Annotated in this window: 14 protein-coding genes; 6 read left to right on the forward strand and 8 right to left on the reverse strand. The window is 64.8% G+C overall.

Features of this window, described 5'->3' with window-relative positions; all coding sequences use genetic code 11:
• Nucleotides 1-37 precede the first annotated feature (37 nt).
• The 4 genes from glk to C7I55_RS20645 all read right to left on the reverse strand — a co-directional run bounded on the left by glk (nt 38) and on the right by C7I55_RS20645 (nt 6,545).
• Nucleotides 38-1,009, reverse strand: a complete 972-nt coding sequence (gene glk, locus C7I55_RS20630; RefSeq protein WP_106514902.1) for a glucokinase — start codon at nt 1,007-1,009, stop codon at nt 38-40.
• Complete coding sequence (gene edd, locus C7I55_RS20635) at nt 1,006-2,844, reverse strand: phosphogluconate dehydratase (RefSeq protein ID WP_199192966.1); 1,839 nt, start codon at nt 2,842-2,844, stop codon at nt 1,006-1,008. The genes glk and edd overlap by 4 nt, the downstream gene beginning before the upstream one ends.
• 59 nt (nt 2,845-2,903) lie before the next feature.
• Nucleotides 2,904-4,301: a glucose-6-phosphate dehydrogenase gene (zwf, locus tag C7I55_RS20640; RefSeq protein WP_408640621.1), complete on the reverse strand. Its 1,398-nt coding sequence runs from the start codon at nt 4,299-4,301 to the stop codon at nt 2,904-2,906.
• Nucleotides 4,302-4,523: 222 nt separating this feature from the next.
• Entirely contained in the window at nt 4,524-6,545 is a 2,022-nt protein-coding gene (locus C7I55_RS20645; protein ID WP_233222326.1) for a glycoside hydrolase family 97 protein, read from the reverse strand.
• Between the two features lie 88 nt (nt 6,546-6,633).
• On the opposite strand from C7I55_RS20645, the gene C7I55_RS20650 reads away from it, so the two are divergent.
• The gene (locus C7I55_RS20650; RefSeq protein WP_106514905.1) at nt 6,634-7,650 is read left to right on the forward strand and encodes a LacI family DNA-binding transcriptional regulator; all 1,017 of its coding nucleotides are present in this window, start codon (nt 6,634-6,636) and stop codon (nt 7,648-7,650) included.
• A gap of 20 nt (nt 7,651-7,670) precedes the next feature.
• Here C7I55_RS20650 and C7I55_RS20655 read toward each other — a convergent pair whose 3' ends face one another.
• Together C7I55_RS20655 and C7I55_RS20660 are read right to left on the reverse strand one after the other, a co-directional pair.
• A complete protein-coding gene (locus C7I55_RS20655; RefSeq protein ID WP_233222334.1) occupies nt 7,671-9,248 on the reverse strand; it encodes an alpha-amylase family glycosyl hydrolase in 1,578 nt (525 codons plus the stop codon).
• 47 nt (nt 9,249-9,295) lie between these two features.
• Nucleotides 9,296-11,143 (reverse strand): alpha-amylase family glycosyl hydrolase, encoded by a 1,848-nt coding sequence (locus tag C7I55_RS20660; protein WP_106514907.1) that lies wholly within the window; start codon nt 11,141-11,143, stop codon nt 9,296-9,298.
• Nucleotides 11,144-11,551: 408 nt separating this feature from the next.
• Between C7I55_RS20660 and C7I55_RS20665 the strand changes: the two genes are divergently transcribed.
• The 3 genes from C7I55_RS20665 to C7I55_RS20675 all read left to right on the forward strand — a co-directional run bounded on the left by C7I55_RS20665 (nt 11,552) and on the right by C7I55_RS20675 (nt 17,582).
• The gene (locus C7I55_RS20665) at nt 11,552-14,422 is read left to right on the forward strand and encodes a TonB-dependent receptor (protein WP_106514908.1); all 2,871 of its coding nucleotides are present in this window, start codon (nt 11,552-11,554) and stop codon (nt 14,420-14,422) included.
• 93 nt (nt 14,423-14,515) lie between these two features.
• Entirely contained in the window at nt 14,516-16,036 is a 1,521-nt protein-coding gene (locus tag C7I55_RS20670; protein WP_233222327.1) for a tryptophan halogenase family protein, read from the forward strand.
• A 16-nt stretch (nt 16,037-16,052) separates the two neighbouring features.
• The gene (locus C7I55_RS20675; RefSeq protein WP_106514909.1) at nt 16,053-17,582 is read left to right on the forward strand and encodes an MFS transporter; all 1,530 of its coding nucleotides are present in this window, start codon (nt 16,053-16,055) and stop codon (nt 17,580-17,582) included.
• Nucleotides 17,583-17,719: 137 nt separating this feature from the next.
• On the opposite strand, the gene C7I55_RS20680 is transcribed toward C7I55_RS20675, so the two are convergent.
• Complete coding sequence (locus C7I55_RS20680) at nt 17,720-20,263, reverse strand: TonB-dependent receptor (RefSeq protein WP_106514910.1); 2,544 nt, start codon at nt 20,261-20,263, stop codon at nt 17,720-17,722.
• A gap of 190 nt (nt 20,264-20,453) precedes the next feature.
• Entirely contained in the window at nt 20,454-21,107 is a 654-nt protein-coding gene (locus C7I55_RS20685; protein ID WP_106514911.1) for a queuosine precursor transporter, read from the reverse strand.
• A gap of 76 nt (nt 21,108-21,183) precedes the next feature.
• On the opposite strand from C7I55_RS20685, the gene C7I55_RS20690 reads away from it, so the two are divergent.
• A complete protein-coding gene (locus C7I55_RS20690) occupies nt 21,184-22,167 on the forward strand; it encodes an adenosine kinase (RefSeq protein ID WP_233222328.1) in 984 nt (327 codons plus the stop codon).
• A complete protein-coding gene (locus C7I55_RS20695; RefSeq protein WP_106514912.1) occupies nt 22,164-22,733 on the forward strand; it encodes an LOG family protein in 570 nt (189 codons plus the stop codon). Before C7I55_RS20690 ends, C7I55_RS20695 begins: the two co-directional genes overlap by 4 nt.
• The last annotated feature ends 12 nt before the right edge of the window (nt 22,734-22,745 follow it).

A 22,745-nucleotide genomic window follows, 5' to 3' on the forward strand; every position in this document is an offset into this window, starting at 1 on the left:
GATGTCTTAAGGAGTGAATCGCCCGCTTGTAAAATCCTCACTCGCCATGCTCCGCGGCGAATGCGGCGGCGGCGCCGAATAGGCCGGGCTGGGGATGGGTGATCAGCTTGACCGGCATGTCGTCCATCCGGCGCTCGAACCGCCCCTTGGCGATGAAGCGGTCTCGGAAGCCGGACCGCGGCAGGTGCTTGAGCAGCCGCTGACCGAGCCCGCCGGCGATCACCACGCCGGCGGCGCCCTGCGCAAGCGCGATATCGCCGGCGACCGCGCCGAGGCTCAGGCAGAAGCGGTCGAAGGCGGCGGCGGCGAGGCTATCCTTGCCTTCCATCGCAGCGGTCCACAGCTCCTTGTCGTCGCGAATCTGGATTGGCCTGTTCTCGATCGAGGCGAGCGCTTCGTAGATATTGGGAACGCCCTGGCCCGAAACGATCCGCTCCACCGACACGCGGCGGAAATGCTTCCGCAGATGGGCGAGGATCTGGTCCTCGAGCGTGTCGAGCGGCGCGTAATCGATATGGCCGCCCTCGGTCTCGATAACATGATATTGGCCGTCGCGCCGCAGCAGCTGGGCGACGCCGAGCCCGGTGCCGGGGCCGACGATGCTGACCACGCCATTGGCCGGCAGCGGCACTTCGGGGCCGCAAAGATGGGTGAAGCGATCGTCGTCGAGCTGGGCGACCGCATGCGCGATCGCCCCGAAATCATTGACCAGGCTGTAGCGCTCGGCGCCGAGCTTCGACGGAATCAGCGAGGGGCGGATCACCCAAGGATTGTTGGTGAGCTTCAGCACCTCGCCCTGGATCGGCCCGGCGATCGCGATCGCGGCCGCCGGCGGCAGCGCACGCCCGAGCCGGCGCCCGAAATCCTCCCACGCGGTCTGAAAGCTGGCATGCTCCGCCGTCTTGAGCGTGATCTCGTCGTCAAGATGGGCGACCCGACCGCCCTGGACGCGGGCAATGGCGAAGCGGGCGTGGGTGCCGCCGATGTCGACGGCCACAATCTCGGTCAAGCGACATTCTCCATCGCGTACAGCATGGCGGAAGCCCCGCGCTCGGCTTCGTCGGCGCCGTTGCGGAACATGGCAAACAATTCGCGTCCGGTGCCGATCGCCGGCGGAGGCGCGGAGGCGTCGGTGCGAGAGTCCCATTCGCCGGCATCGACAAGGACATTGAGCTCGCCGGTATCGGCCGACAGACGGACGACGTCGCCGTCCCGAAGGCGAGCGAGCGGGCCGCCGCCGAGCGCCTCGGGCGACACGTGGATCGCTGCCGGGACCTTGCCGGATGCGCCGGACATGCGGCCGTCCGTAACCAGAGCGACGCGGAAACCGCGATCCTGCAGCACGCCAAGGGCCGGCGTGAGCTTGTGCAGCTCCGGCATGCCATTCGCCTTGGGACCCTGGAAGCGCACCACGACGATGACATCGCGCTCGAGCTCGCCGGCCTTGAACGCCGCGAGCACCTCGTCCTGATCGGCGAAGACGCGGGCAGGGGCCTCGATCGTCCAGCGCGACGCCTCGACCGCGCTGGTCTTGAACGTGGCGCGCCCGAGATTGCCGCGGACGAGGCGCATGCCGCCGTCGGGTTGGAACGGATCGGAGGCAGGGCGGAGCATGGTCTCGTCGCGCGAGGCTTCGGGCGGATCGCGCCACACCAGCCGATCTTCGTCGAGCCCCGGCTCCTTGGCGTGGTCGGCGAGCGGTGCCTCGCCATTGCCCGCGACGGTGAGGACATCGCCGTGCAGCAGTCCGCTGTCGAGCAGGGTGCGGATGGTGAAGCCGATCCCGCCGGCGGCCTGGAAGTGGTTCACGTCGCCCGATCCATTGGGATAGACGCGGGCGATCAGCGGCACCGTCGACGACAGGCGGTCGAGATCCTCCCAGTCGATGACGATCCCGGCCGCGCGGGCGATCGCCGGCAGGTGGATCGCGTGGTTGGTCGAGCCGCCGGTGGCGAGCAGGCCCACCGCGGCGTTGACGATCGCCTTTTCGTCTACGCAGCGGCCCAGCGGGCGGTAATCGTTCCCGTTCCAGCCGATCTCGGTCAGGCGGTGGACGGCGGCGCGGGTGAGCTCCTGGCGAAGCTTGGTGCCGGGGTTGACGAACGCCGCGCCGGGCATGTGGAGGCCCATGACCTCCATCATCATCTGGTTGGAATTGGCGGTGCCGTAGAAAGTGCAGGTGCCGGGGCTGTGGTAGCTGGCAGATTCGGATTCGAGCAGCTCGTCCTTGCCGACCTTGCCCTCGGCGTAAAGCTGCCGGATCCGCTGCTTCTCCTTGTTGGGAAGACCGGTCGGCATCGGCCCGCCCGGGACGAGGATGGTCGGCAGGTGGCCGAAGCGAAGCGCGCCGATCAGCAGGCCGGGCACGATCTTGTCGCAGATGCCGAGCAAAGCCGCTGCCTCGAACATGCCGTGACTGAGCGCCACCGCGGTCGACAGCGCGATCGTGTCGCGGCTGAACAGCGACAATTCCATGCCGGCCAGACCCTGCGTCACTCCGTCGCACATCGCCGGAACGCCGCCGGCAACCTGCGCCGTGGCGCCGATCTCGCGGGCGAAGATCTTCATCTGGTCCGGATAGCGGCCGTACGGCGCGTGGGCCGAGAGCATGTCGTTGTACGCAGTGACGATGCCGATATTGGTCGCGCGGCCGGATCGGATCGTCGCCTTGTCTTCGGCGTCGGCTGCGGCGAAGCCGTGCGCGAAATTGCCGCAGGCGAGGTGGGGCCGGTTGACGCCGCGATCGCGCTGCTCATCGATCAAATCGAGGTAGCGGCGGCGCGAATCCTTCGATCGTTCGATGATGCGATCGGTGACGGACGAGATGGTAGCGTTAACAATCATGATCATGTCCAATGGCGGTATTCGCCTGAAATAGGAAGCCGGGAGCACCGGCACAAAGCCTATTCATACCACGACACTCCATCGCGCTCGGTGAGCGCGATCGCCGCGGAGGGGCCCCAGGTGCCCGCACCATAGGATTTCGGAACCATCGCATTGGCCGCCCAGCCGTCGCGGATTCCGTCGATCCACTCCCACTGTGCCTCGACCTCGTCGCGGCGGACGAACAGGGTCGGATCCCCTTCGAGCAGATCCAGGATCAGCCGCTCATAGGCGATGCGCCGGCGGGTGTCGGCAAAGGCGTTGGCCATGCCGAGATCGAGCGGCACCTCACGCAGGCGGATGCCCTCACGGTCGAGACCGGGCTGCTTGGTCATCAGCAGCAGCCGGATATTCTCTTCCGGCTGCAGGCTGATCAGCAGCTTGTTCGGCCGCACGGTCGCGCCGCGCGCCGCGAAGATCGAATGGGGCACGCCCTTGAACTGGATGAAGATCTCGGAGCGGCGGGTGGGCAGGCGCTTGCCGGTGCGCAGGTAGAAAGGCACGCCCTTCCAGCGCCAATTGTCGACATGCGCCTTCACCGCCACGAACGTTTCGGTATCGGAGGGACGGCCGAGCTCGTCGAGGTAACCGGGGACCGGCGCGCCGCCGACGGCGCCCTCCTTGTACTGGCCGGTCACGGTCTCGGCGAGCACCGTCTCGCGGGTGATCGGGCGCAGCGATCGCAGCACCTTCACCTTTTCGTCGCGGACCGCGCCGGCCTGGAAAGCCGACGGCGGCTCCATCGCCACCAGCGCAAGCAATTGCAGCATGTGGTTTTGGACCATGTCGCGCAGCGCGCCCGAGGTCTCGTAATAGCCTGCGCGTCCTTCCAGTCCGACGGTCTCCGAGACGGTGATCTGGACATGTTCGATGCCGGTCGAGTTCCACAGCGGCTCGAACAGAGAATTGCCGAAGCGCAGGGCGAGGAGGTTCTGGACCGTCTCCTTGCCGAGATAGTGGTCGATGCGGAACGTCCGGTCCTCAGGGAAGGCCGCGGCGACGGCGTCGTTGATCTCGCGGCTGGTAGCGAGATCGGTGCCGAGCGGCTTCTCGAGCGCCATCCGCACGGTCTCGCCGGTCAGCCCGGCGGAGGCGAGGCCTTCAATGGTCGGTCGGAACAAGGACGGGGCCGTCGACAGGAAGATGGCGAGGCTGTCGTCGGTCGAGCCGAGGGCCGCCCCGATACGCGAGAATTGAGACGGCTCGGACACGTCGACCTGCACATAATCGAGCCTGCCGAGAAAGCGCTCAACCAATTCGGGCGTGCGGCGATCGGCATCGATATAGCGCTCGAGCGAGGCCGCGGCGGCGGCGCGGAAGCTGGCCTTGTCGAGATCGCTCCGTGCGGTCCCGATGATCCGCAGCGCCGGGGGCAGCAGGCCATCGCCGTCCAGGCCGAACAGGGACGGGAGCAGCATGCGCTGGGCGAGATCGCCGGTGGCGCCGAACAGCAAAAGATTATTCGCGGGACTCTTGGGCACCGTTGCTCGTTTCCTTCCGAAGACGGGGCGCGCAGGGGACGAACATCCCCGCTCGTGGAAATGGGGGCTTACTTTCTCCCGCTCGCCTGTCCAGCCCCGTCGCGTCCAATTGGATACAATTTATCAGGCGCGGAGAGGCTTGGACGAATTTGCCACCGGTTACCGTTCACTTGCAACGAAGCGGATTGCCTGTCCGCCACCCGGCGCGAGCTGCAGCATCAGCCTGTCAGCGGAGGTAACGACGCGCTCCTCGATGACGATGTCCTTGCCGTTGGTGCGATAATCCGCCGCCGGGCCGTCGCGATAGATCTGCGCCCGGTATTTGCGTCCCGGGGTGAGGAAGGAGAGGGCCACGTCGAGCACGCGGCCTTGCTCGTCCGTGATCGCGCCGAGATACCAATTTTCGCTTTTGCGGTCCTTGCGAGCGATCGTCACGAAATCGCCGACTTCGCCGTTCAGCACTCGGGTCTCGGACCAGTCGGCGGGCACGTCCTTGATGAACTGGAACGGCTTCGGATTCGCTTCGTAATTCTCCGGCAGATCGGCAGCCATCTGGATCGGTGAATAGAGCACGACATAGAGCGCCAACTGCTTCGCGATGGTCGACTGGATCTTCTGGCCCTTGCCCTCCAGGCTGATCACGCCTGGCGTGAAGTCCATCGGCCCCGCGAGCATGCGGGTGAAGACCAGGTTGGCCTCGTGCTCGGGCGGGTTGGGCGGCTGGCCCCAGGCGTTGAACTCCATGCCGCGAGCGCCCTCGCGGGCGACCCAGTTGGGATAGGTGCGACGGAGCCCGGTATCCTTGATCGGCTCGTGTGCATTCACCGCAATGCGGCGCTTGGCGGCCTCGGTGACGACCTTGAGATGGTGGCGCGCCATTACCTGGCCCTCATGCCACTCGTAGTGGATACGGCCATCGGCGCCGCGTGCCTGGACTCCGCCCATGTCGGCGACATAGCCGGTCTTGACCGCGTCGATGCCGAGCCGCTGGTAGAGATCGAGCGCGGCCTCCAGTTGCGGCTCATAGACCGCGATATTGCCGGCGGTTTCATGATGACCGATCAGCCGCACGCCTTTCGACCGAGCGTAGCGGGCGAGCTCCTCAATGTCGAAATCGGGATAGGCTTTGGTGAAGCTGAAATCCTTGCCGCTGGCGAACCAGTCATCGTTCCAGCCTTCATTCCAGCCTTCGACCAGCACACCGCGAAAACCATTGGAGGCCGCAAAATCGATGTGGCGCCTGACGTTGGCGGTGTTGGCGCCGTGCCGAGGACCCGGGCCCCAGGTCGACTTGTCCAGGTGCATTTCCCACCACACGCCGACATATTTGAAGGGCTTCACCCAACGCACGTCGCCCAGCCTGTTGGGCTCGTTCAAGTTGAGAATGAGGTCGTTCATCACCAGCCCGGCGGCGCTGTCGGCGATCTGCATCGTGCGCCACGGCGTTGCGAACGGCGCCGCCCGCTTCACCTTCGCGCCCTCGGACGATGGCGTCAGGACCGCGCGGAAGCGGCCATGGCCTTCATTCTGGAGGTTCATGCCGGAATAATCGACCAGCGCCGCTTCGTGGAAGGCGATGTGGAGGCCGTTTGCGGTGCGGAGGGTCATCGGGGTCTGCGCAATGCCAACCTCGGTGATCGCGGTCTTGTTGTAGAGATATTCCTCGCGGTTCCACTGGAACGCGGGGATCCACCATGCAGTTGCCGCGTCGGCCACGGCGAATTCGGTGATCTCCTCGGCGATGTTGACCTGGGGGAGTGAGGCCTGCTGCGGAAATTCGTAGCGGAAGCCGACCCCGTCGTCATAGACGCGGAACACGACATCGAGCCGCCGCCCGGGCGTGACCTTCTCGGTGAGCTGGATGCGCAGCTCGTTATAGCGGTTACAGACGAAGCGACGCTCGCCCCAGGGCTGCTCCCAGGGTTCGTCGGCGCTGCGCCTGCTTTCGCCGCCAATCGTGAAATTGCGCTCCAGCTTGGGCGCGTCGGTGAACAGGAAGCCAAGCCGGGATGGTGCAATGACGACCCGTCCGAGCCGCGAGACACTATATCCCGGCCGTCCATCGGGATTGACGTCGACGGAGACGGTCAGCACCCCTCCGGGCGAGGCAACCTGGATCGGGGCGGCGAGCGTGGGGGCGGCGATCAACGCCGCGGCAAGCGCGATCAACATCCTAATCATTTGAAGCATCCCCTCGGAAAGCCCTTGCCAGCGCGGCTTTTCGCTGTCCTATTCCGCGCATGGCAAGTTTTGCAGCAAAGTTTGCAACATGAGCCGGGGATCCACCCGGCTGGAAGACATCGCCGCGCTTGCGGGCGTTTCGATCTCGACGGCGTCGCGCGCCCTGAACGACAGCCCAGCGGTCAATGCGCGCACCAAGCAGCTGATCTGGAAGCTCGCGCGCGAGCATGATTATCCGTTCCGCCGGTACATGCCGGCGGGGCCGATCGGTGCCGCCGGTACCGTTGCGCTGGTGGTGCCGCGTCCACAGGGGCGCGAGGGCCAGCTCGACGACCCCTTCTTCCTGGAGCTGTTCGCAGGGATCAGCGATGCGGCGCGCGATCGCGGCTGCGATCTGCTGGTCAGCCATTTCGCGCCGACCAGCTTCGACGATCTCTCGGCGGCAATGACCACCAGCCGTGCCGACGGCGTGATCTTCCTGGGCCAGAGCTCTCTGCACCCGGCGCTCAACCTCCTCGCCCAGAGCAGCGACACCCGCTTCGTCGTGTGGGGCGCGCAATTGCCGGACCAGGCCTATTGCTCGGTCGGCTCCGACAATCTCAGCGGCGGCCGCCGCGCGACCCTCCACCTCGCTCGCCTCGGCCGCAAGCGCATCGTCTTCCTTGGCGATACCGAAGCGCCCGAGGTCCAACAGCGCGTCCGCGGCTATCTGGAGGGGCTCGAGCAAGCCGGCATCGCCCACGATCCCGGCTTGCTGGTGCCGGCGCATTTCACGGTCGAATCGTCGGAAGCCTCGGTCGATGCGCTGCTCGCGCGCGGCATTTCGTTCGACGGCATCGTCGCCGCAAGCGATCTCATCGCGCTCGGCGCGATCCGCGCACTTCTTCACGCCGGCATAGACGTGCCCGGGCAAGTGTCGGTGATCGGCTATGACGACGTGCCCTTCGCCCGCTACAGCCGCCCGGCGCTGACCACGATCAACCAGGACACCGCGCGTGCCGGCCGGCTTCTGGTGTCGAAGCTGCTCGACACGCGCGCCACCGGCGACATGCGCTCGGAGCGTCTGGCGACCGAACTCATCGTGCGCGAGAGCTGCGGCGGCTGACTCCAGAGGCAGCGCGCAGGTCACGTCGGCCGGGCAACCAGCCCGGACAGCGGCGCCAGCATTTCGCCTACCTGCTCGACGACCTGCCAGCCGACGGGAAGCGTCCACTCGGCCGGCGTCTCGCCGAGGTTGAACACGCAGAGCAGACGCTCGGCGCCGTCGCCGCGTTCGAAGGCGAGGAGCGGGGTAGGGGCCTCGACCTGTCGGATCGCGCCGGTGCGGAAGCCGGGCTCCCGCTTGCGCATGGCGATCAGGCGCCGCGTCAGCGCGAGCATCGACTGTGGGTCGACCTGCTGCACGTCGACCGCAAGTGCGCGGTGGCGTGGATCGACCGGAAGCCAGGGCTCGGCCGGCGAGAAACCCGCCTGCGGCGCGTCGGCAGCCCAGGGCATCGGCGTTCGCGCGCCGTCGCGGCCCTGCGTTTCCGGCCAGTTGGCGATCGCCTCGGGATCCTGGAGCTGCTCGAACGGAACGTCGCTCTGCGGCAGGCCGAGCTCTTCGCCCTGATAGAGGAAGATATTGCCCCGCAGGCACATCAGCAGCAGCATCGCCTGCCGGGCAAAGGCGGCGGCGTCGCGACGCCCCAGCCACCGCGAAACCACGCGCGGCGCATCGTGGTTCGAAAAAGCCCAGCTCGGCCATCCCTCACCGGGCGCTCCGGGCCAGAGGGCCATCGAATCGTGGATCAGATCCGCGGTGAGATCATGCGCGTAGAGAAAGTTGAAGCCGTAGGCGCTGTTGAGGCGATTGTTCCCATGCGTGAACTCCTTCATCTCCCGATCCGCCTGCTCGCCGCCGACTTCGGCGACGGTGAACCGGCCACCATAGGTGTCGATCAACCCGCGTAGCCGCTCGAGGAATTTGGGAATGTCGGGGTGCGACTGGTTATGGAAGTGATGCTGATAGTCGAACGGGCGGGTCTTGCGGCCGAGACCTTCAGCCACCGGTGGATTGTCGCGCAACGCGGGGTCGTGCATCGAGAAATTGATCGCATCGAGCCGGAAGCCGTCGACGCCGCGATCCAGCCAGAATTTCGCGGTGCCGAGTAACGCCTCCTGCACCTCCGGATTATGGACATGGAGGTTGGGCTGGCTGCTCAGGAAATTGTGCAAATAATATTGACCGCGGCGGGCATCCCACGTCCAGCACGGCCCGTGGAACACCGATTGCCAATTGTTCGGCGGCGATCCGTCGGGCTTCGGATCGGCCCAGACGTACCAATCCGCCTTGGGATTGTCGCGGCTCTGGCGGCTCTCCTGGAACCAGGCGTGCTGGTCCGACGTGTGCGAGTAGACCTGGTCGATGATGACCTTGAGCCCGAGCGCATGCGCCCGCGCCAGCAGTTGGTCGAAATCCGCAAGAGTCCCAAAGATCGGATCAACATTCCGATAGTCGGCAATGTCGTAGCCGAAGTCCTTCATTGGCGATGTGAAGAAGGGCGACAGCCAGATCGCGTCTGCGCCCAGCGACGCGACATGATCGAGACGCGCGGTGATGCCGGGCAGATCGCCGATTCCGTCGCCGTTGGAATCGGCGAAGCTGCGCGGGTAGATCTGGTAGATGACCGCGCCGCGCCACCATTCCGCCGGATCCTGCACGGCTGCAGGGGCAAAGGCGGCCTCGCCGCGTTCGAGAATGGTCTGAGTCAATTTGGAGCAGCCTTGCACACGATGAAGTCGAGAGGAGCGATCTCGACCCGGTAGCTGCCGGGCGCGGTCGCGGCGGGCGCGCAGCGGCCGTGAAGCGGCTGCCATGCGCGTGAAGAGGAATCGACGGGGATGTTCGCCGTGGCTGCGTTGGTCGCCGTGTTGAGCACGACCAGGGTCTCGCCGCCGCCGGATGGTGCGCGCCGGGAAAAAGCGAACACGCCCGCAGCTTCGCCGGAGAGGCGGACCACCTGCTCGCCGCCGGAAAGCGCGGGATCAGCCTTGCGGATTGCCGCCATGGCGGCAATCGCGCGGTAGAGCGCGGCCCCGGAATCGAAGTTCGCCTGCGCGGTGGTTGCGCCGGAGCCGACCAGGCGATTGTCGTTGTACGAGGCGACCCGGCTCGGGAACATGTCCTCGCGCGCGTCCTGATCGCCGCCGTCGCCTGCGAAACCCTGCTCGTCGCCATAATAGATGGTCGGGATGCCGCGGGCGAACAGCAGCATCGCATGGCCGAGGATGACCCGCTTCAGGATCTCCTCCTCGGTGGCCGTTGGGTTGGCCTGGCGGACGAAGTGGGCAAAGCGCCCCATGTCGTGATTGCCCAGGAAGGTCGGCAGCCGCATCGCCGTCGCGGCGCCGCCTTCGTAGAGCGAATCCATCTGGAAGAGACGGGCAAGACGCTCCGTCGGTGCACCACGAGCGATCACCTCGGTCGCCGTCGACTGAAAGGCGAAATCGAGCACCGCCGGATAGCGATCGACCTTGGTGAAGCGAGCGAGCATGCCCGGATCGGGATCGAACACCTCACCGAAGATGTGGAAGTTGGGAATGCCGCGGGCTTTCGCGCGCTCGGTCATCGCCGGCACGAAAGCCTGCCAGAATTCCGGATTGACGTGGCGGGCGGTGTCGATGCGGAAGCCGTCGATGCCGAAATCATCGATCCACTGGCCGAAAATCTCGATGAAGCCGTCGACCACACGCGGATTTTCAGTGAACAGGTCGTCCAGTCCGGCGAAGTCACCGAGCTGCGAGCTCTCGCCACGAAAGGTCGAATCGCCACGATTGTGGTAATAGATCGGGTCGTTCAGCCAGGCTGGCACCTTCACCCGCGCCTCGTCTCTGGGCACGTAAGGCGTGTAAGCGAAGTCGGGGCGCTTTAGTCGTTCGAAATTCCCGACGCGCTGGCCGGGTTTGTCGATCCCGGTGAAGCCCGAATTGATCTCCGCGCCGCTCAGGCCCCCGCGCCGGCTGTGCGGATAGTCGCCGAGGCTGCGATAGCTGCAGTCGTTCTTCGGGCATTCGCGATATTTGATCACGTCCGCCGTGTGGTTGGTGATGATGTCGAGATAGACCTTCATGCCGCGGGCATGGGCGGCGTCGACGAAGGTCTTGAGCTCGGCCCGTGTGCCGAAATGCGGATCGACCTGGGTGAAATCGGTGATCCAATAGCCATGATAGCCGGCCGATTCCTGCCCCGGCCCGCCCTGGACCGGCTTGTTCTTGTAGATGGGGCCGAGCCAGATCGCAGTGGCCCCCAGGCCGGCGATGTAATCGAGCCGTTCGGTCAGGCCCTTGAGGTCGCCACCATGGTAGAAGCCCTTGGCCGCCGGGTCGAAGCCGTGATCAAGTCGTCCACCGACGATGCGGCCGCGATCGTTCGCCGGATCGCCATTTTCGAACCGGTCCGGAAGCACGAAATAGATGACGTCCTGCTCCGGCGTGCGGTCGAGATAGCCTGGGTCGGGCGGGCTCTGCGCGCCGAGGGGGGACGCAGCCGCCGCTGCGGCAAGAAGGGTCATGGCAACGCGATTCGCGCCTGCTTTCCAGCTGCTTCTCGCCTTCATCACCTGATCCTTTCCTCCCGCTGGGGCAACGTCGACCTCGATCGCGTGCCCTCTGTTCGTCTGGTTTGCAATTATTTGCATTGCTTCCATCGCTCGGTCAACCCCGGCAGCGAGCCCGGCGCTGCAAGTCTGTAAACCTCTGTACAAAAGGAAAGTTGTGAGCGCTAACACATCACCTATAAGTACGGAGATGTTCGAAACCAAAAATGCTGCTTGCAACGCGAGGCATTAGTTTGCATAAATTTGCGAAGGCGAACAGACCGCGAGCCAATCGCGGCATGTGCCGTGCGGTTCGGCCGCGCGGTGCAGGAGAGTGGCAGGGGCGCACCTTCGAGGTTGCGGCCTGCTTGGATGCACAGGGCCGATTCGAATGGGGGCATTCGTCGGCTGAAAACTGGGAGGACCCGAATGACCTACCACGCGACGACGCGCCGCACCGGCTTGCTCGGCAGTGTTGCACTTCTTGCCTTGAGCCTGGGGGCCGCACCCGCTTTCGCACAGGTTGCGCCCGGCACAGGCGGCACTCCGGAAAGCACGCCGACCACGACCGATCCCGGCGTGACCACCAAGGGTACGCCTGCTCCTGAGGCTGACGCCGCTGCCGGCGGCGATCAGGAGATTCTGGTCACCGGCATCCGCGCATCGCTCGCCTCGTCAGCCATGATCAAGCGCAATTCGGCTTTGATCGTCGACTCCGTCTCGTCAGAGGATATCGGCAAGCTTCCCGACGTCTCGATAGCAGATTCGCTGGCGCGTCTGCCGGGCGTCACCGCCCAGCGTCTTGAAGGCCGCGACCAGCGCCTGTCAATCCGCGGCCTTGGCCCGGACTTTTCGACGACCCTGCTCAACGGTCGTGAGCAGGTTACCGTGGGTGACAATCGCGGCGTCGAATATGATCAATATCCCGCCGAATTCTTCCGCAACGTCAACGTCTACAAGTCCGCTGATGCCTCGCTGATCGCTGCGGGCATCTCCGGCACGGTCGACCTGCGCATGCTGCGCCCGCTCGACCAGAAGGACAACACGATCGTCGTCTCCCTGCGCGGGCAGATGAACGACGAGAAGGCGCTCAACCCCGACGGCAGCCGCTACGGCTATCGCGCATCGGCGACCCTGGTCCACAAGTTCGCCAACGACACGCTCGGCATCGCCATCGGCGTCTCCGCGCAAGACACGCCCTCGCAGAACGAGCGCTACAACAGCTGGGGCTTCCCCAACGATCCTGCCGTGGGCGGCAACCTGCTGCTCGGCGGCGCCAAGCCCTATGTGCAATCGAACATGCTGACCCGCTATGGCGCGGTGGCGACGGTGGAATGGGAACCGAGCGACAATTTCCACACCACGTTCGACGCGCTTTATTCCAACTTCGAGGAAACTCAGCGGCTCCGCGGCATCGAATTTCCGATCGCACCGACCTGGGGTTCGGGCAACACCGTCAGCAACGTCACGGTCGAGGACGGTCTCGTCACCGGCGCCACGCTGGGCAACGTCGTCGGGGTTCAGCGCAACGACCTTAACCGCCGCAAGGCCGACAATTTCTCGCTCGGCTGGAACGCTGATCTGCGCATCGCCGACAAGGTTCGCTTCAACGTCGACGCGAGCTGGTCGCATGCCGAGCGCACCGACTTTCTGCTCGAGACCTATTCCGGCACTGGCTACAACCTGTCGGGCGCCAAGGACACGATCACGATCTCGGCCAATCCCAACGGCACGTTCGACATCGTGCCAACGCTCGATTACTCGAACCCCAATGTGGTGCGGATCACCGATCCGCGCGGCTGGGGCTTCAACGGCAGCCAGGCAGCGGTGCAGGCCGGCTTCCTCAACCGGCCCGACTTCGAGGACGATCTGAAGTCGCTTCGTGCCGCCTTCATCGGCGAGTTCGATGCGGCGGGCCTCGACAGCTGGGAGCTTGGCGGCAATTACAGCCGACGCCGCAAGACCAGCAAGTACAGCTCGTTCTTCCTGTGCCCGCCGGGCGGCGGCACCAATTGCACGGTGGCCAGCGGTACGCCGACGTCGATCGCGGTGCCGAGCGAGGCGTTGCTCGATAAGACCGTGTCGCTGGATTATCTGGGCGTGCCGGCGGTGCTGACGCTTGATCCGATGTATCTCTACGACAACGTCTTCAACGCCGTGTTCGACAATCGCCCCGGTTCGCTGGTGCGGGACAACGTCGTCACGGAGAATGTCTACACGGCCTACGGCAAGGTCAACCTCGACGCCGAAGTGGCGGGTGCGCCCCTGCGCGGCTCCTTCGGGGTCCAGCTCGTCCACACCAAGCAGAGCTCGTCCGGTCAGATCGCCAGCCTGGTCAATGGCGTGGTCACGGTCTCGCCCGTTTCGGGCAGCGAAAGCTACACCAATGTCCTGCCGAGCCTGAACCTCTCGCTGGAGCCGATGGACGGCTTCTTCGTCAAGTTTGGCGCCTATCAGGCGATGGTCCGCGCACGACTCGATCAGCTGCGCATCAACCAGGACGTTTCCATCGACATTGCCGATATCGGCCGAGGTAGCCTGCCGCAGAACAGCCCGTTCAGCTCTACGGGCGGCAACATCGCTCTCAGGCCCTATCGTTCGAGCAATCTCGATCTTTCGATCGAGAAGTATTTCCGCAAGGGCGGCTATGTCTCGATCGCGGGTTATTACAAGTGGCTCGACGACTTTGTCGATCCCAACAACAATTACCTGTTCGATTTCTCGGCGCTTCTCAGCGCTCTGACGCCCGAGCAGCAGGCGGTGATCCGATCGCAAAATGCGCAATTCGGCCTGGTCTCGGCGCCGGCCAATACCGGCAGGGGGACGGTGAAGGGGATCGAGGCGACGTTGTCGCTGCCGTTCGCCAACTTCAGCGAGGCTCTGGACGGCTTCGGCATCTTCGCCAGCGGCGCCTATGTCGACAGCAAGATCCAATATGCCGGCGACAACACGATCACGCTCCCGGGTCAATCCAAGTGGGTGGGCACTGCAACGGCCTATTTCGAGAAAGGTGGCTTCCAGGCGCGCGCGGTCTATCGTTACCGGTCCAAGTTCGTCGCGGAAATCGCAGGCCTCTCGGCCAACCCGGAATTCCGCCAAGGAAGCGCCGAGGGCATTCTCGATGCCCAGATCGGCTACGAATTCCAGTCCGGTCCGCTTGAGGGGCTTGCCATTCTGGCCCAGGTCAAGAACCTGACGGACGAGCCGTTCGTCACCTACGAGCAGGGCGATTCCCGGCTTGTGCGTGACTATCAGCGCTACGGCCGTGACTATTATCTCGGCCTTACCTACAAGTTCTGACCAGAAGGAGCAGGCGGTGCCGAATGTCCATCGGCAGGAGGCGCCGCCTGCATCCGCCCGCCAGAGAAGCGGGAAGGTGAGGAGAGGAGGAGGATGAATCCGGAGAGCGGGCGGGCCGATCCGATGACGATCGTCGTCGCCGGCGGCGGCACGGCCGGCTGGATGACGGCCGCGGCGCTCGCCCGGTTCCTCGGCAGGAATGTCCGGATTCATCTCGTCGAATCCGAGGAGATCGGAACGATCGGTGTCGGCGAAGCGACGATCCCCCAGATCAGGACCTTCAACCAGGCGCTCGGGATCGACGAGACGGCGTTCGTCCGCGCCACCGAAGCGACCTTCAAGCTAGCGATCGAGTTCGTCGGCTGGAGCCGGCCGGGCGAGCGCTACATGCACGCCTTCGGCGACATCGGCCGCGAGTCCGGCCTGCTTCCATTCCATCACAGCTGGCTGCGCGGCCGCCGGGAAGGCGTCGCCAGGGAGCTCGCGCATTACTCGCTGAACAATATGGCTGCGCTCGGCGAACGCATGCAGACCGGCGCGGCACGCACGTCCGCATTGCTTCCCGAAATGCCTTACGCCTTCCACTTCGACGCCGCGCTTTACGCGGCCTTCCTGCGGCGCTTCGCCGAAGAGCAGGGAGTCGTCCGCACCGAAGGCCGCATCGCCGGTGTCGAGCGGGACCAGACGAGTGGCGATGTCGCCGCTCTGGCCCTGGCGGACGGTCGCCGGATCGCGGGCGATCTGTTTATCGATTGCACCGGCTTTAGCGGGCTGCTGATCGAGAACGCTCTGGGCGCCGGCTACGATGACTGGTCGCACTGGCTGCCGTGCGACCGGGCGGTCGCCGTGCCGAGCGCGCGCGTGGAGGCGTTCACCCCTTATACCCGCGCCACCGCCCACGGCGCCGGCTGGCAATGGCGGATTCCGCTCCAGCATCGCACCGGCAACGGCATCGTCTATGCAAGCGCGCATCTGTCGGACGATGCCGCGTCCGCGCTCCTGCTCGCGAATCTCGATTCGGCGCCGCTGGCCGATCCGCGCCCGATGCGCTTCACCACCGGCAAGCGCCGGGAAATGTGGAAGCACAATGTGATCGCGGTCGGGCTCGCCGCGGGATTCATGGAGCCGTTGGAATCAACCAGCATCCACCTCATCCAGACAGCGATCTCGCGCATCCTGAAGCTGCTGCCCGGCCGCGAGGCCACTCAGGCCCAGCGCAACCAGTTCAATCGCGAGAGCGACATCGAATATGAGCGGATCCGCGACTTCCTGATCCTCCACTACCGCGCCAACCGGCGTGACGAGCCGTTCTGGCGCGCGCGGCAGGAGGCGGCGATCCCAGCCTCGCTCGCCGCCAAGATCGCGCTCTGGGCTGGCAATGGTCACATCGTTCGCGAGCAGGACGAATTGTTCACCGAGGTTGCCTGGCTGCAGGTCTTCGTCGGCCAGGGCGTGATGCCCGCCGGCAATCACCCGATCGCCGACTTCCCGTCGCGGGACGGGCTCGCCGAATATCTCGGCCTGATCGACAAGCTCATCGCGCGCGAAGTCGCGCAAATGCCCGACCACGACGCGTTCGTGGCAGCTCTATGTCCGGCCCGCATTCCGGCGTGAACGAGGGAAAGACAATATGACGATTGCCGCGCCCGACGGTGTCCGGCGGCCCAAGCCGACCCTCGACTGGCGAGGACTCGCCAACATCTCGTTCGGCTTTTTCGGCATCCAGATCGGCTTCGCGCTCCAGAATGCGAACATGAGCCGAATCTTCCAGACGCTCGGGACGGAGATCGACAACCTTCCGGCCTTGTGGGTCGCGGCACCGCTTACCGGTCTGCTCGTCCAGCCGATCATCGGCCATATGAGCGACCGCACCTGGCTGGGCCGCTTCGGGCGGCGGCGGCCCTATTTCCTGGCGGGCGCGGTGCTCGCGGCGCTCGCTCTGTTCCTGATGCCGCTCGCGCCGGTGCTGCTGTTCGCGGCGATCATGCTGTGGGTGCTCGACGCCTCGCTCAACATCTCGATGGAGCCGTTCCGCGCCTTCGTAGGCGACATGCTGCGCAAGGACCAGCACAGTGCGGGTTATGCGGTGCAGACGGCTTTCATCGGTGCCGGCGCGGTGTTCGGGTCGATCTTTCCGTGGCTGCTCGAACGGGCCGGCGTCTCCAACGTCGCACCACCGGGCGACATCCCGGCGACGGTGAAGGTCGCCTTCTGGTTCGGCGGCGCGGCCTTGTTCCTTTCGGTGCTGTGGACCGTGCTGACCACGCGCGAATACAGCCCCGAAGAAATGGCGGCCTTCGCCGGACCGGAGGCCGAAGGAGAGGGCGATGCCGCCGGCGCGCTGGCAAAACGGAGCTTCGTCTCCAGCGCCTTGTGGGTCGCGGCCGGCGCCCTCGTCCTGTTCGCGGTCGAGGCGCTGGCGCTGGAGAAGGAGGTCTACCTGCTCGGCGCGCTGCTGATGGCTTATGGTCTCGCCAGCGGCGGCGCGATCGCGCTGGCGCGGGGCGGACGCGGCAGCAACATGCTGAGCCACATCGTCGGCGATTTCTCCGGCATGCCGCCACTGATGAAGCGCCTTGCGCTCGTCCAGTTCTTCAGCTGGTCGGCCCTGTTCATCATGTGGATCAACACCACGCCGGTCGTCGCGCACGATTTCTACAACGCGCCCGATGCAGCGAGCCCGCTTTATCAGGAGGGCGCAAACTGGGTGGACGTGCTGTTCGCCGCCTATAACGGCGTCGCCGCAATTGCCGCCCTGACCCTGCTTCCCTTGCTGTCACGAAGGCTCGGCAAGGCACGCACGCACATGATCGGGCTGCTCTGCGGCGCGCTCGGCTTTGCGAGCTTCTTCTTCGTCCGCGATCCGCAGATGCTGCTGGTCAGCGAGATCGGAATCGGCATCGCCTGGGCGTCGATCCTGGCGATGCCCTACGCGATCCTTGCCTCCAGCCTGCCGCAGAAGAAGCTCGGCATCTATATGGGCCTGTTCAACGTCTTCGTCGTCGTGCCGCAACTGCTGGTGGCGACGGTGATGGGATCGATCATGAAGCGCTTCTTCCCCGGTGAGCCGATCTGGACGATGGCGTTCGCGGCGGGCGTGCTGGTGCTGGCGGCAGTGGCGATGCTGTGGGTCAAGGTACCGGGGGAGACCCGCGCCTGACCTTGCCCGCAGGTGCGCTTTCCGTTTGCGATCTGCGACGTAAACCAAGGGCAAAAAGAAACCCCGGCGCGGGAGCGACCCGTCCGGGGTTCCTATTTCAACGGAAATGATCGGGCCGGTGCCCGAACATCTTTAGATCAGAAGCCGATCACGAGCGTCGCGCTGACCGCACGCGGGGCGCCGATCTGGACGTTTGGCGCATTGCCGTAGCCGGTGATCACACCCGCTGCGTTACGGGTGATGTTCTGGTTCAGGCCGCCGCCGAACCCACCAACCGACAGCACGTCGAACAGGTTGGTTACGTTCAGCTGGAAGTAGGTGTTCTCAAGGCCCATGTCGGCGAGCGAGAAGCGGGCATTGGCATCCACCGAGGTGTAGGCGGGCGCCGCCGCTCCGTAGATCTCAACGGTCTGGCCGTTCACGACGGCGAGAACCGGCAAGTTGGTATCGTAGACGTAGCGCTTGCCGGTGCGCTTCACCTGCGCCCCAAGTTCGAGCGGCCCGAAGGAGCCCTGGATACGGCCACCGAACGTGTACTTCGGCGCGCCGCTCTCGCGGTTACCCGCAGTTGCTGCGACGTACGAGACGAGCTGACCATTGATGGTCTGCTGACCGATCGCAATGTCGTCCTCGATCTCCGAGTGCAGGTACGAACCGAATGCGTAGAGCATCAGATTCTTCACCGGTTCGACACCGACGCTCGCATCCACGCCCCATTTCGTCACCTTGCCCAGGTTGCGGTACACGGTTTCGTTCAGCTCCGGATCGAAGGACGACGCCAGACGGTTGTTGAACTTGGTGTACCAGCCGGCCAGCTGAGCCTGCACCAGGCGGTTCGTGTAGCGAACGCCAAGGTCGAACGAATCCGTGGTTTCAGGGGACGGCTGGGCACCTTCGGTGCCTGGTGCGAAGAAGAGGGAATTGTAGAGGTTGTCGGTGCTCGGGACCGAGATGCCCTTCGCGTAGTTCGCGAAGAGGCTGGCTTCAGGGGTCAGAGCGTAGGTGAAGCCAACGTTCGGCAGGAGCTTGTCGTATTTGAAGGTCACTTCGCGAGGGGCGACGTAGGTCGGATTGTTTGCCACAACTTCTGCCTGGCTTTCGGCCGTGCAGAAGACGCCACCCGACGCATTGGTCGCGAAGCAACGCTGATCGAGATCACGTTTGAAGAAGGGAGCACGCAGACCGATGTTCACAGTCAGGGCGTCTTCCAGGAACTTACCCCGGTATTCGGCGGCCACCTGGTGCAGTGTGGCGTAGGAGAGGCGATCGCGCTTCTGCACCACGGCGCCATTGGCATCGAGAATCGGAGTGTTCAAACCACCGAAAAAGTGCTCCGGATTGCCGCCGACCTCGAGGAACCCGATTTCGCCGGTCTGGCGATGGCGGCCTCGGTCGAACGTGTACGACAGACGGATGCGATGATCGTCGTTGATGTCGTAGATAAGGTTCGTGATGGCAAGATAGCGATTGGTATTGGTGTTGCTCGGCGCGAGCAGGCGCACGGTGTCGCGAATATCGCCATCACCGTTGAGGTCGGTTCCAGTCGTCGGCACCGAACCGTAGCCGACGAGACCGCGAAGATTTCCAGTCGTTGGAACCGCCTCGTTCGCCACGACGGTGCCGCCACCATTCGCCAGCGTATATTGGTAAGCGGCGTCGACGGTGACGATCAGTTGATCGGTCAGGCTGAAGCGCGAATTGAACCGAGCATTACCCGTGTTAGACGGGTTATAACGTTCATCAAAGGTGGAGCCGCAGCTGTTCGCCACATCGCTTACGCCCGCCTGCGGCGTGTCGATCGTGCAACGACCGATCGTGTAGAAGCGCTCATCCTTGGTGATCGGGAAGCGGTTGGTCGAGTTCGGCCCGACCACGCGCCCGCCCGTCGTGTCCGTGCGCAGTGGAACGCTTCCGAAGAAGTTGTTCCGGTTCTGATTGTAGTGGCCGGCGATCGAGATGAAATCGCCATTGGTGCCGATCGGCTGGTAGATGCGCGCATTATACTGCTGCTTGTAGACCCGACCGATGTCGTTGAACGGAAGGTCGTTGCGAGCCGTTGACGCTGAGAAGAAGGCGCGCGTGCCGAAGCTGGTCAATTCGCCGGTGTCGATCACCCCGAACACCCGATGATAGCCATAGTCGCCGTAAGAGGCCGAGAGCATCGCACCGAGTTCTTCGCGCGGAAGACGCGTAACGTAGTTGACCGTACCGCCCACGGCAGACGCCGTCGGGCTGTCGACATCGGTGGTGCCGAGGTTGACGTTGACCTGGCCGATCAGTTCCGGATCGAACTGCTGGTTCGAGTAAATCGCATAATTGCCGGTGTCGTTGAGCGGGAAGCCGTCCCAGGTGAGCGAGATACGGTCGCTGCTGAAGCCGCGGATGGTCAGCGTTCCACCGGCCGAGCCGTAGGGATCGTTGTTCTGGAACGATACGCCGGGAACGAGATTGATGGTGTCGAGAATGGTCTGACCGGGGGTCTGCCGCGCGATGATGTCCTGCGTGAGAACGGTGCGCGCCTTGCTCGAATCCGGGATGATAACGCCTTCGACGCCGTTGGTGTCGCGGGCGCCGGTGACGACGATTTCTTCCTCGACCTCGATCGAGCCGGTGGACTGCGCCATTGCCATTCCAGGCACGATGAGCGCGGTCGTCGCGCAAAGCAGCGTGAACTTGTTCATTGGATTGCTTCCCCTACCGCGGCCATTCGGCCGTCCCGAGTGTGATCATATTGCACCGCAGCGATGCTGGCCTATCGCCTAACTCCGCTAGATTGCGCTTCTGTGACAGTGTGTGGCGTTCCTGCCGCACTAAGCCGCTGGAACGCTAACTCTTTCTGACTCTGAAGGAACCTTGCGCGGCCCCTTAATCTCAGGCGGGGCGGGCGTCCAGACGACGGCCGAGAGTCACCAAAAGAGTGATCAATAGTGGCACAAGTACAACACTCAGCACCACCTTGGCCAAGGCCTGGCCGAGGATCAGATCGCCGATCGGGCGGACTCCGTAGAAGGATACGGTGATGAAGATGAGGGTGTCGACGATCTGGGAGATCGCGCTGGCGATCGCGGCGCGGGCGGCCAGCCACAGGCCACTCGCCTGGCCGGTGCCCTGCAGGCGGGCGAAGATGAAGACGTTGAGGAATTGCGAGACGCCGTAAGCGACGATCCCCGCCGCCATCAGCCGCCAGCTCTGCCCGAGGATGATCGGGAAGGCTTCCTTGGCCGGCTCGTACATGCCTTCGTCGGTCGGCAGCTGGATCACCAGCCAGATCAGAGCAATTGCGGTGATCAGCGGGATGAAGCCGAAGCGGACGAGGCGATTGGCGGTCTCGGTGCCATGAAGTTCGGCGACCGTACTGCCGAGCACGACCAGCAGCAGGAAGGGGAAGATGCCGGCTTCGACCGCGAGCGGCCCAAGCGCAACCTGCTTGGCCCCGAGCACGCCGGCAAGGCAGACCATGCCGCCATAGATGACGGTGAAGATGAACAGCGAACGCGAAATGCCGGTGGAGGGTGTCGTAGCCATGGCGGGGATGCGTAACCGCTTTGCAGCGCCGCAAAAAGGGCTTTCCGTTCAGCGCGGTTCGGGCCATCAGGCGCACGTGACAGACAGCAGACTGGACGTCCTCGCGATCGGCGATGCCATCGTGGACGTCATCGCCACCACCGAAGACGTTTTCCTGACGGAGGAGGGGCTTCCCAAAGGCTCGATGCGGCTCATCGACGCTGCGGAGGCGACTCGACTGTACGGCCTGATGGGCCAGGCGCGCGAGACCAGCGGCGGCTCCGCCGCGAACACGATGGCGGGCGTCGCCGCGCTCGGCGGCAAGGTCGGTTTCGTCGGCCAGGTCGCCAAGGACCAATTGGGCGAGATCTTCGCGCATGACATCCGGGCGCTCGGAGTGGAGTTCACCACGCCTGCGCGGCAGAGCGAGGTGCCGACCGGCCGCTGTCTCATCCTGGTTACCCCGGACGGCCAGCGGACGATGAACACCTTCGCCGGCGCCTCGCACTCGCTGACCGTCGATGCGCTCGACCCGCAGCAGATCCGCGACGCCGCAATCCTCTACCTCGAAGCCTACCTCTGGGTGCCGGACACACCGCGTGCCGCGATGGAGCGCGCGATCGAGATCGCCCATTCCGCCGGCCGCAAGGTCGCCTTCACCCTTTCCGACATCGCCTGCATCGCCAGGCGCCGCGACAGCTTCCTCGATCTGATCGCCGCCGGCGCGATCGACATGCTGTTCGCCAACGAATCCGAAGTGAAGGCTTTGGCCGGCGAGCCCGATTTCGATGCCGCACTCGTCTCGATTCAGGACAAGGTGCCGCTGATCGTCTGCACCTGCAGCGAGAAAGGCGCGGTTGCGGTCGAGAATGGCCGACGCGTGATGGTTCCCGCCGTGTGGGTCGACAAAGTGGTCGACACGACCGGTGCCGGCGATCTGTTCGCCGCGGGATTCCTCGCCGGACAGGCCCGGCACGCGCCGCTCGACCGCTGCCTGCGCATGGGCGCGATCGCTGCGGCCGAGATCATCTCCCATTTCGGGGCGCGCCCCGAGGCCGATCTGAAGGCATTGATGCAATGAAGCGACTTGCCGTTTATTGTGGCTCGAGCATGGGCAAGGACCCTGCCTTCGCCGACACTGCCCGCATGCTCGGCGAGCAGATGGCGGCACGCGGCATCGATCTCGTCTACGGCGGCGGCAAGCTCGGCCTGATGGGCGTGGTCGCCGACGCGGTGCTCGCCGGCGGCGGCAAGGTCTACGGCGTGATCCCGCAGGCACTGACCGATCTCGAGGTCGCGCATCAGGGGCTGACCGAGCTCTACACCGTCGCCTCCATGCATGAGCGCAAGGCGAAGATGACCGAGCTCACCGATGCGTTCGTCGCCCTGCCGGGGGGCATTGGCACGTTCGACGAACTGTTCGAGGCGTGGACCTGGAACGCGCTCGGCTACCACGCCAAGCCGTTCGCCCTGCTGAACGTCAACGGCTTCTGGGACCAGATGATCGGCTTCCTCGATCAGGTCACGGACAATGGCTTCATGTCGCCGGCCCGCCGGGCGCAACTGCTGATCGGCGACAGCATCGGCGAGGCCATCGATCTTCTGGACAGCGCTCTGGCGGCGTCCGAAAGAAAGATGGTCTGGTAAGCACCGGAAGAA

Source organism: Allosphingosinicella deserti, assembly GCF_003012735.1.
In the GTDB taxonomy this organism is placed as follows: Bacteria; Pseudomonadota; Alphaproteobacteria; order Sphingomonadales; family Sphingomonadaceae; genus Allosphingosinicella; species Allosphingosinicella deserti.

Bases quoted from the DNA above. Each gene is read 5' to 3' on its own strand.
- edd (WP_199192966.1), bottom strand. From the start codon at position 2,844: ATGATTGTTAACGCTACCATCTCGTCCGTCACCGATCGCATCATCGAA.
- zwf (WP_408640621.1), bottom strand. From the start codon at position 4,301: ATGCTGCTCCCGTCCCTGTTCGGCCTGGACGGCGATGGCCTGCTGCCC.
- C7I55_RS20645 (WP_233222326.1), bottom strand. From the start codon at position 6,545: ATGATTAGGATGTTGATCGCGCTTGCCGCGGCGTTGATCGCCGCCCCC.
- C7I55_RS20650 (WP_106514905.1), top strand. From the start codon at position 6,634: ATGAGCCGGGGATCCACCCGGCTGGAAGACATCGCCGCGCTTGCGGGC.
- C7I55_RS20660 (WP_106514907.1), bottom strand. From the start codon at position 11,143: ATGAAGGCGAGAAGCAGCTGGAAAGCAGGCGCGAATCGCGTTGCCATG.
- C7I55_RS20665 (WP_106514908.1), top strand. From the start codon at position 11,552: ATGACCTACCACGCGACGACGCGCCGCACCGGCTTGCTCGGCAGTGTT.
- C7I55_RS20670 (WP_233222327.1), top strand. From the start codon at position 14,516: ATGAATCCGGAGAGCGGGCGGGCCGATCCGATGACGATCGTCGTCGCC.
- C7I55_RS20675 (WP_106514909.1), top strand. From the start codon at position 16,053: ATGACGATTGCCGCGCCCGACGGTGTCCGGCGGCCCAAGCCGACCCTC.
- C7I55_RS20680 (WP_106514910.1), bottom strand. From the start codon at position 20,263: ATGAACAAGTTCACGCTGCTTTGCGCGACGACCGCGCTCATCGTGCCT.
- C7I55_RS20685 (WP_106514911.1), bottom strand. From the start codon at position 21,107: ATGGCTACGACACCCTCCACCGGCATTTCGCGTTCGCTGTTCATCTTC.
- C7I55_RS20695 (WP_106514912.1), top strand. From the start codon at position 22,164: ATGAAGCGACTTGCCGTTTATTGTGGCTCGAGCATGGGCAAGGACCCT.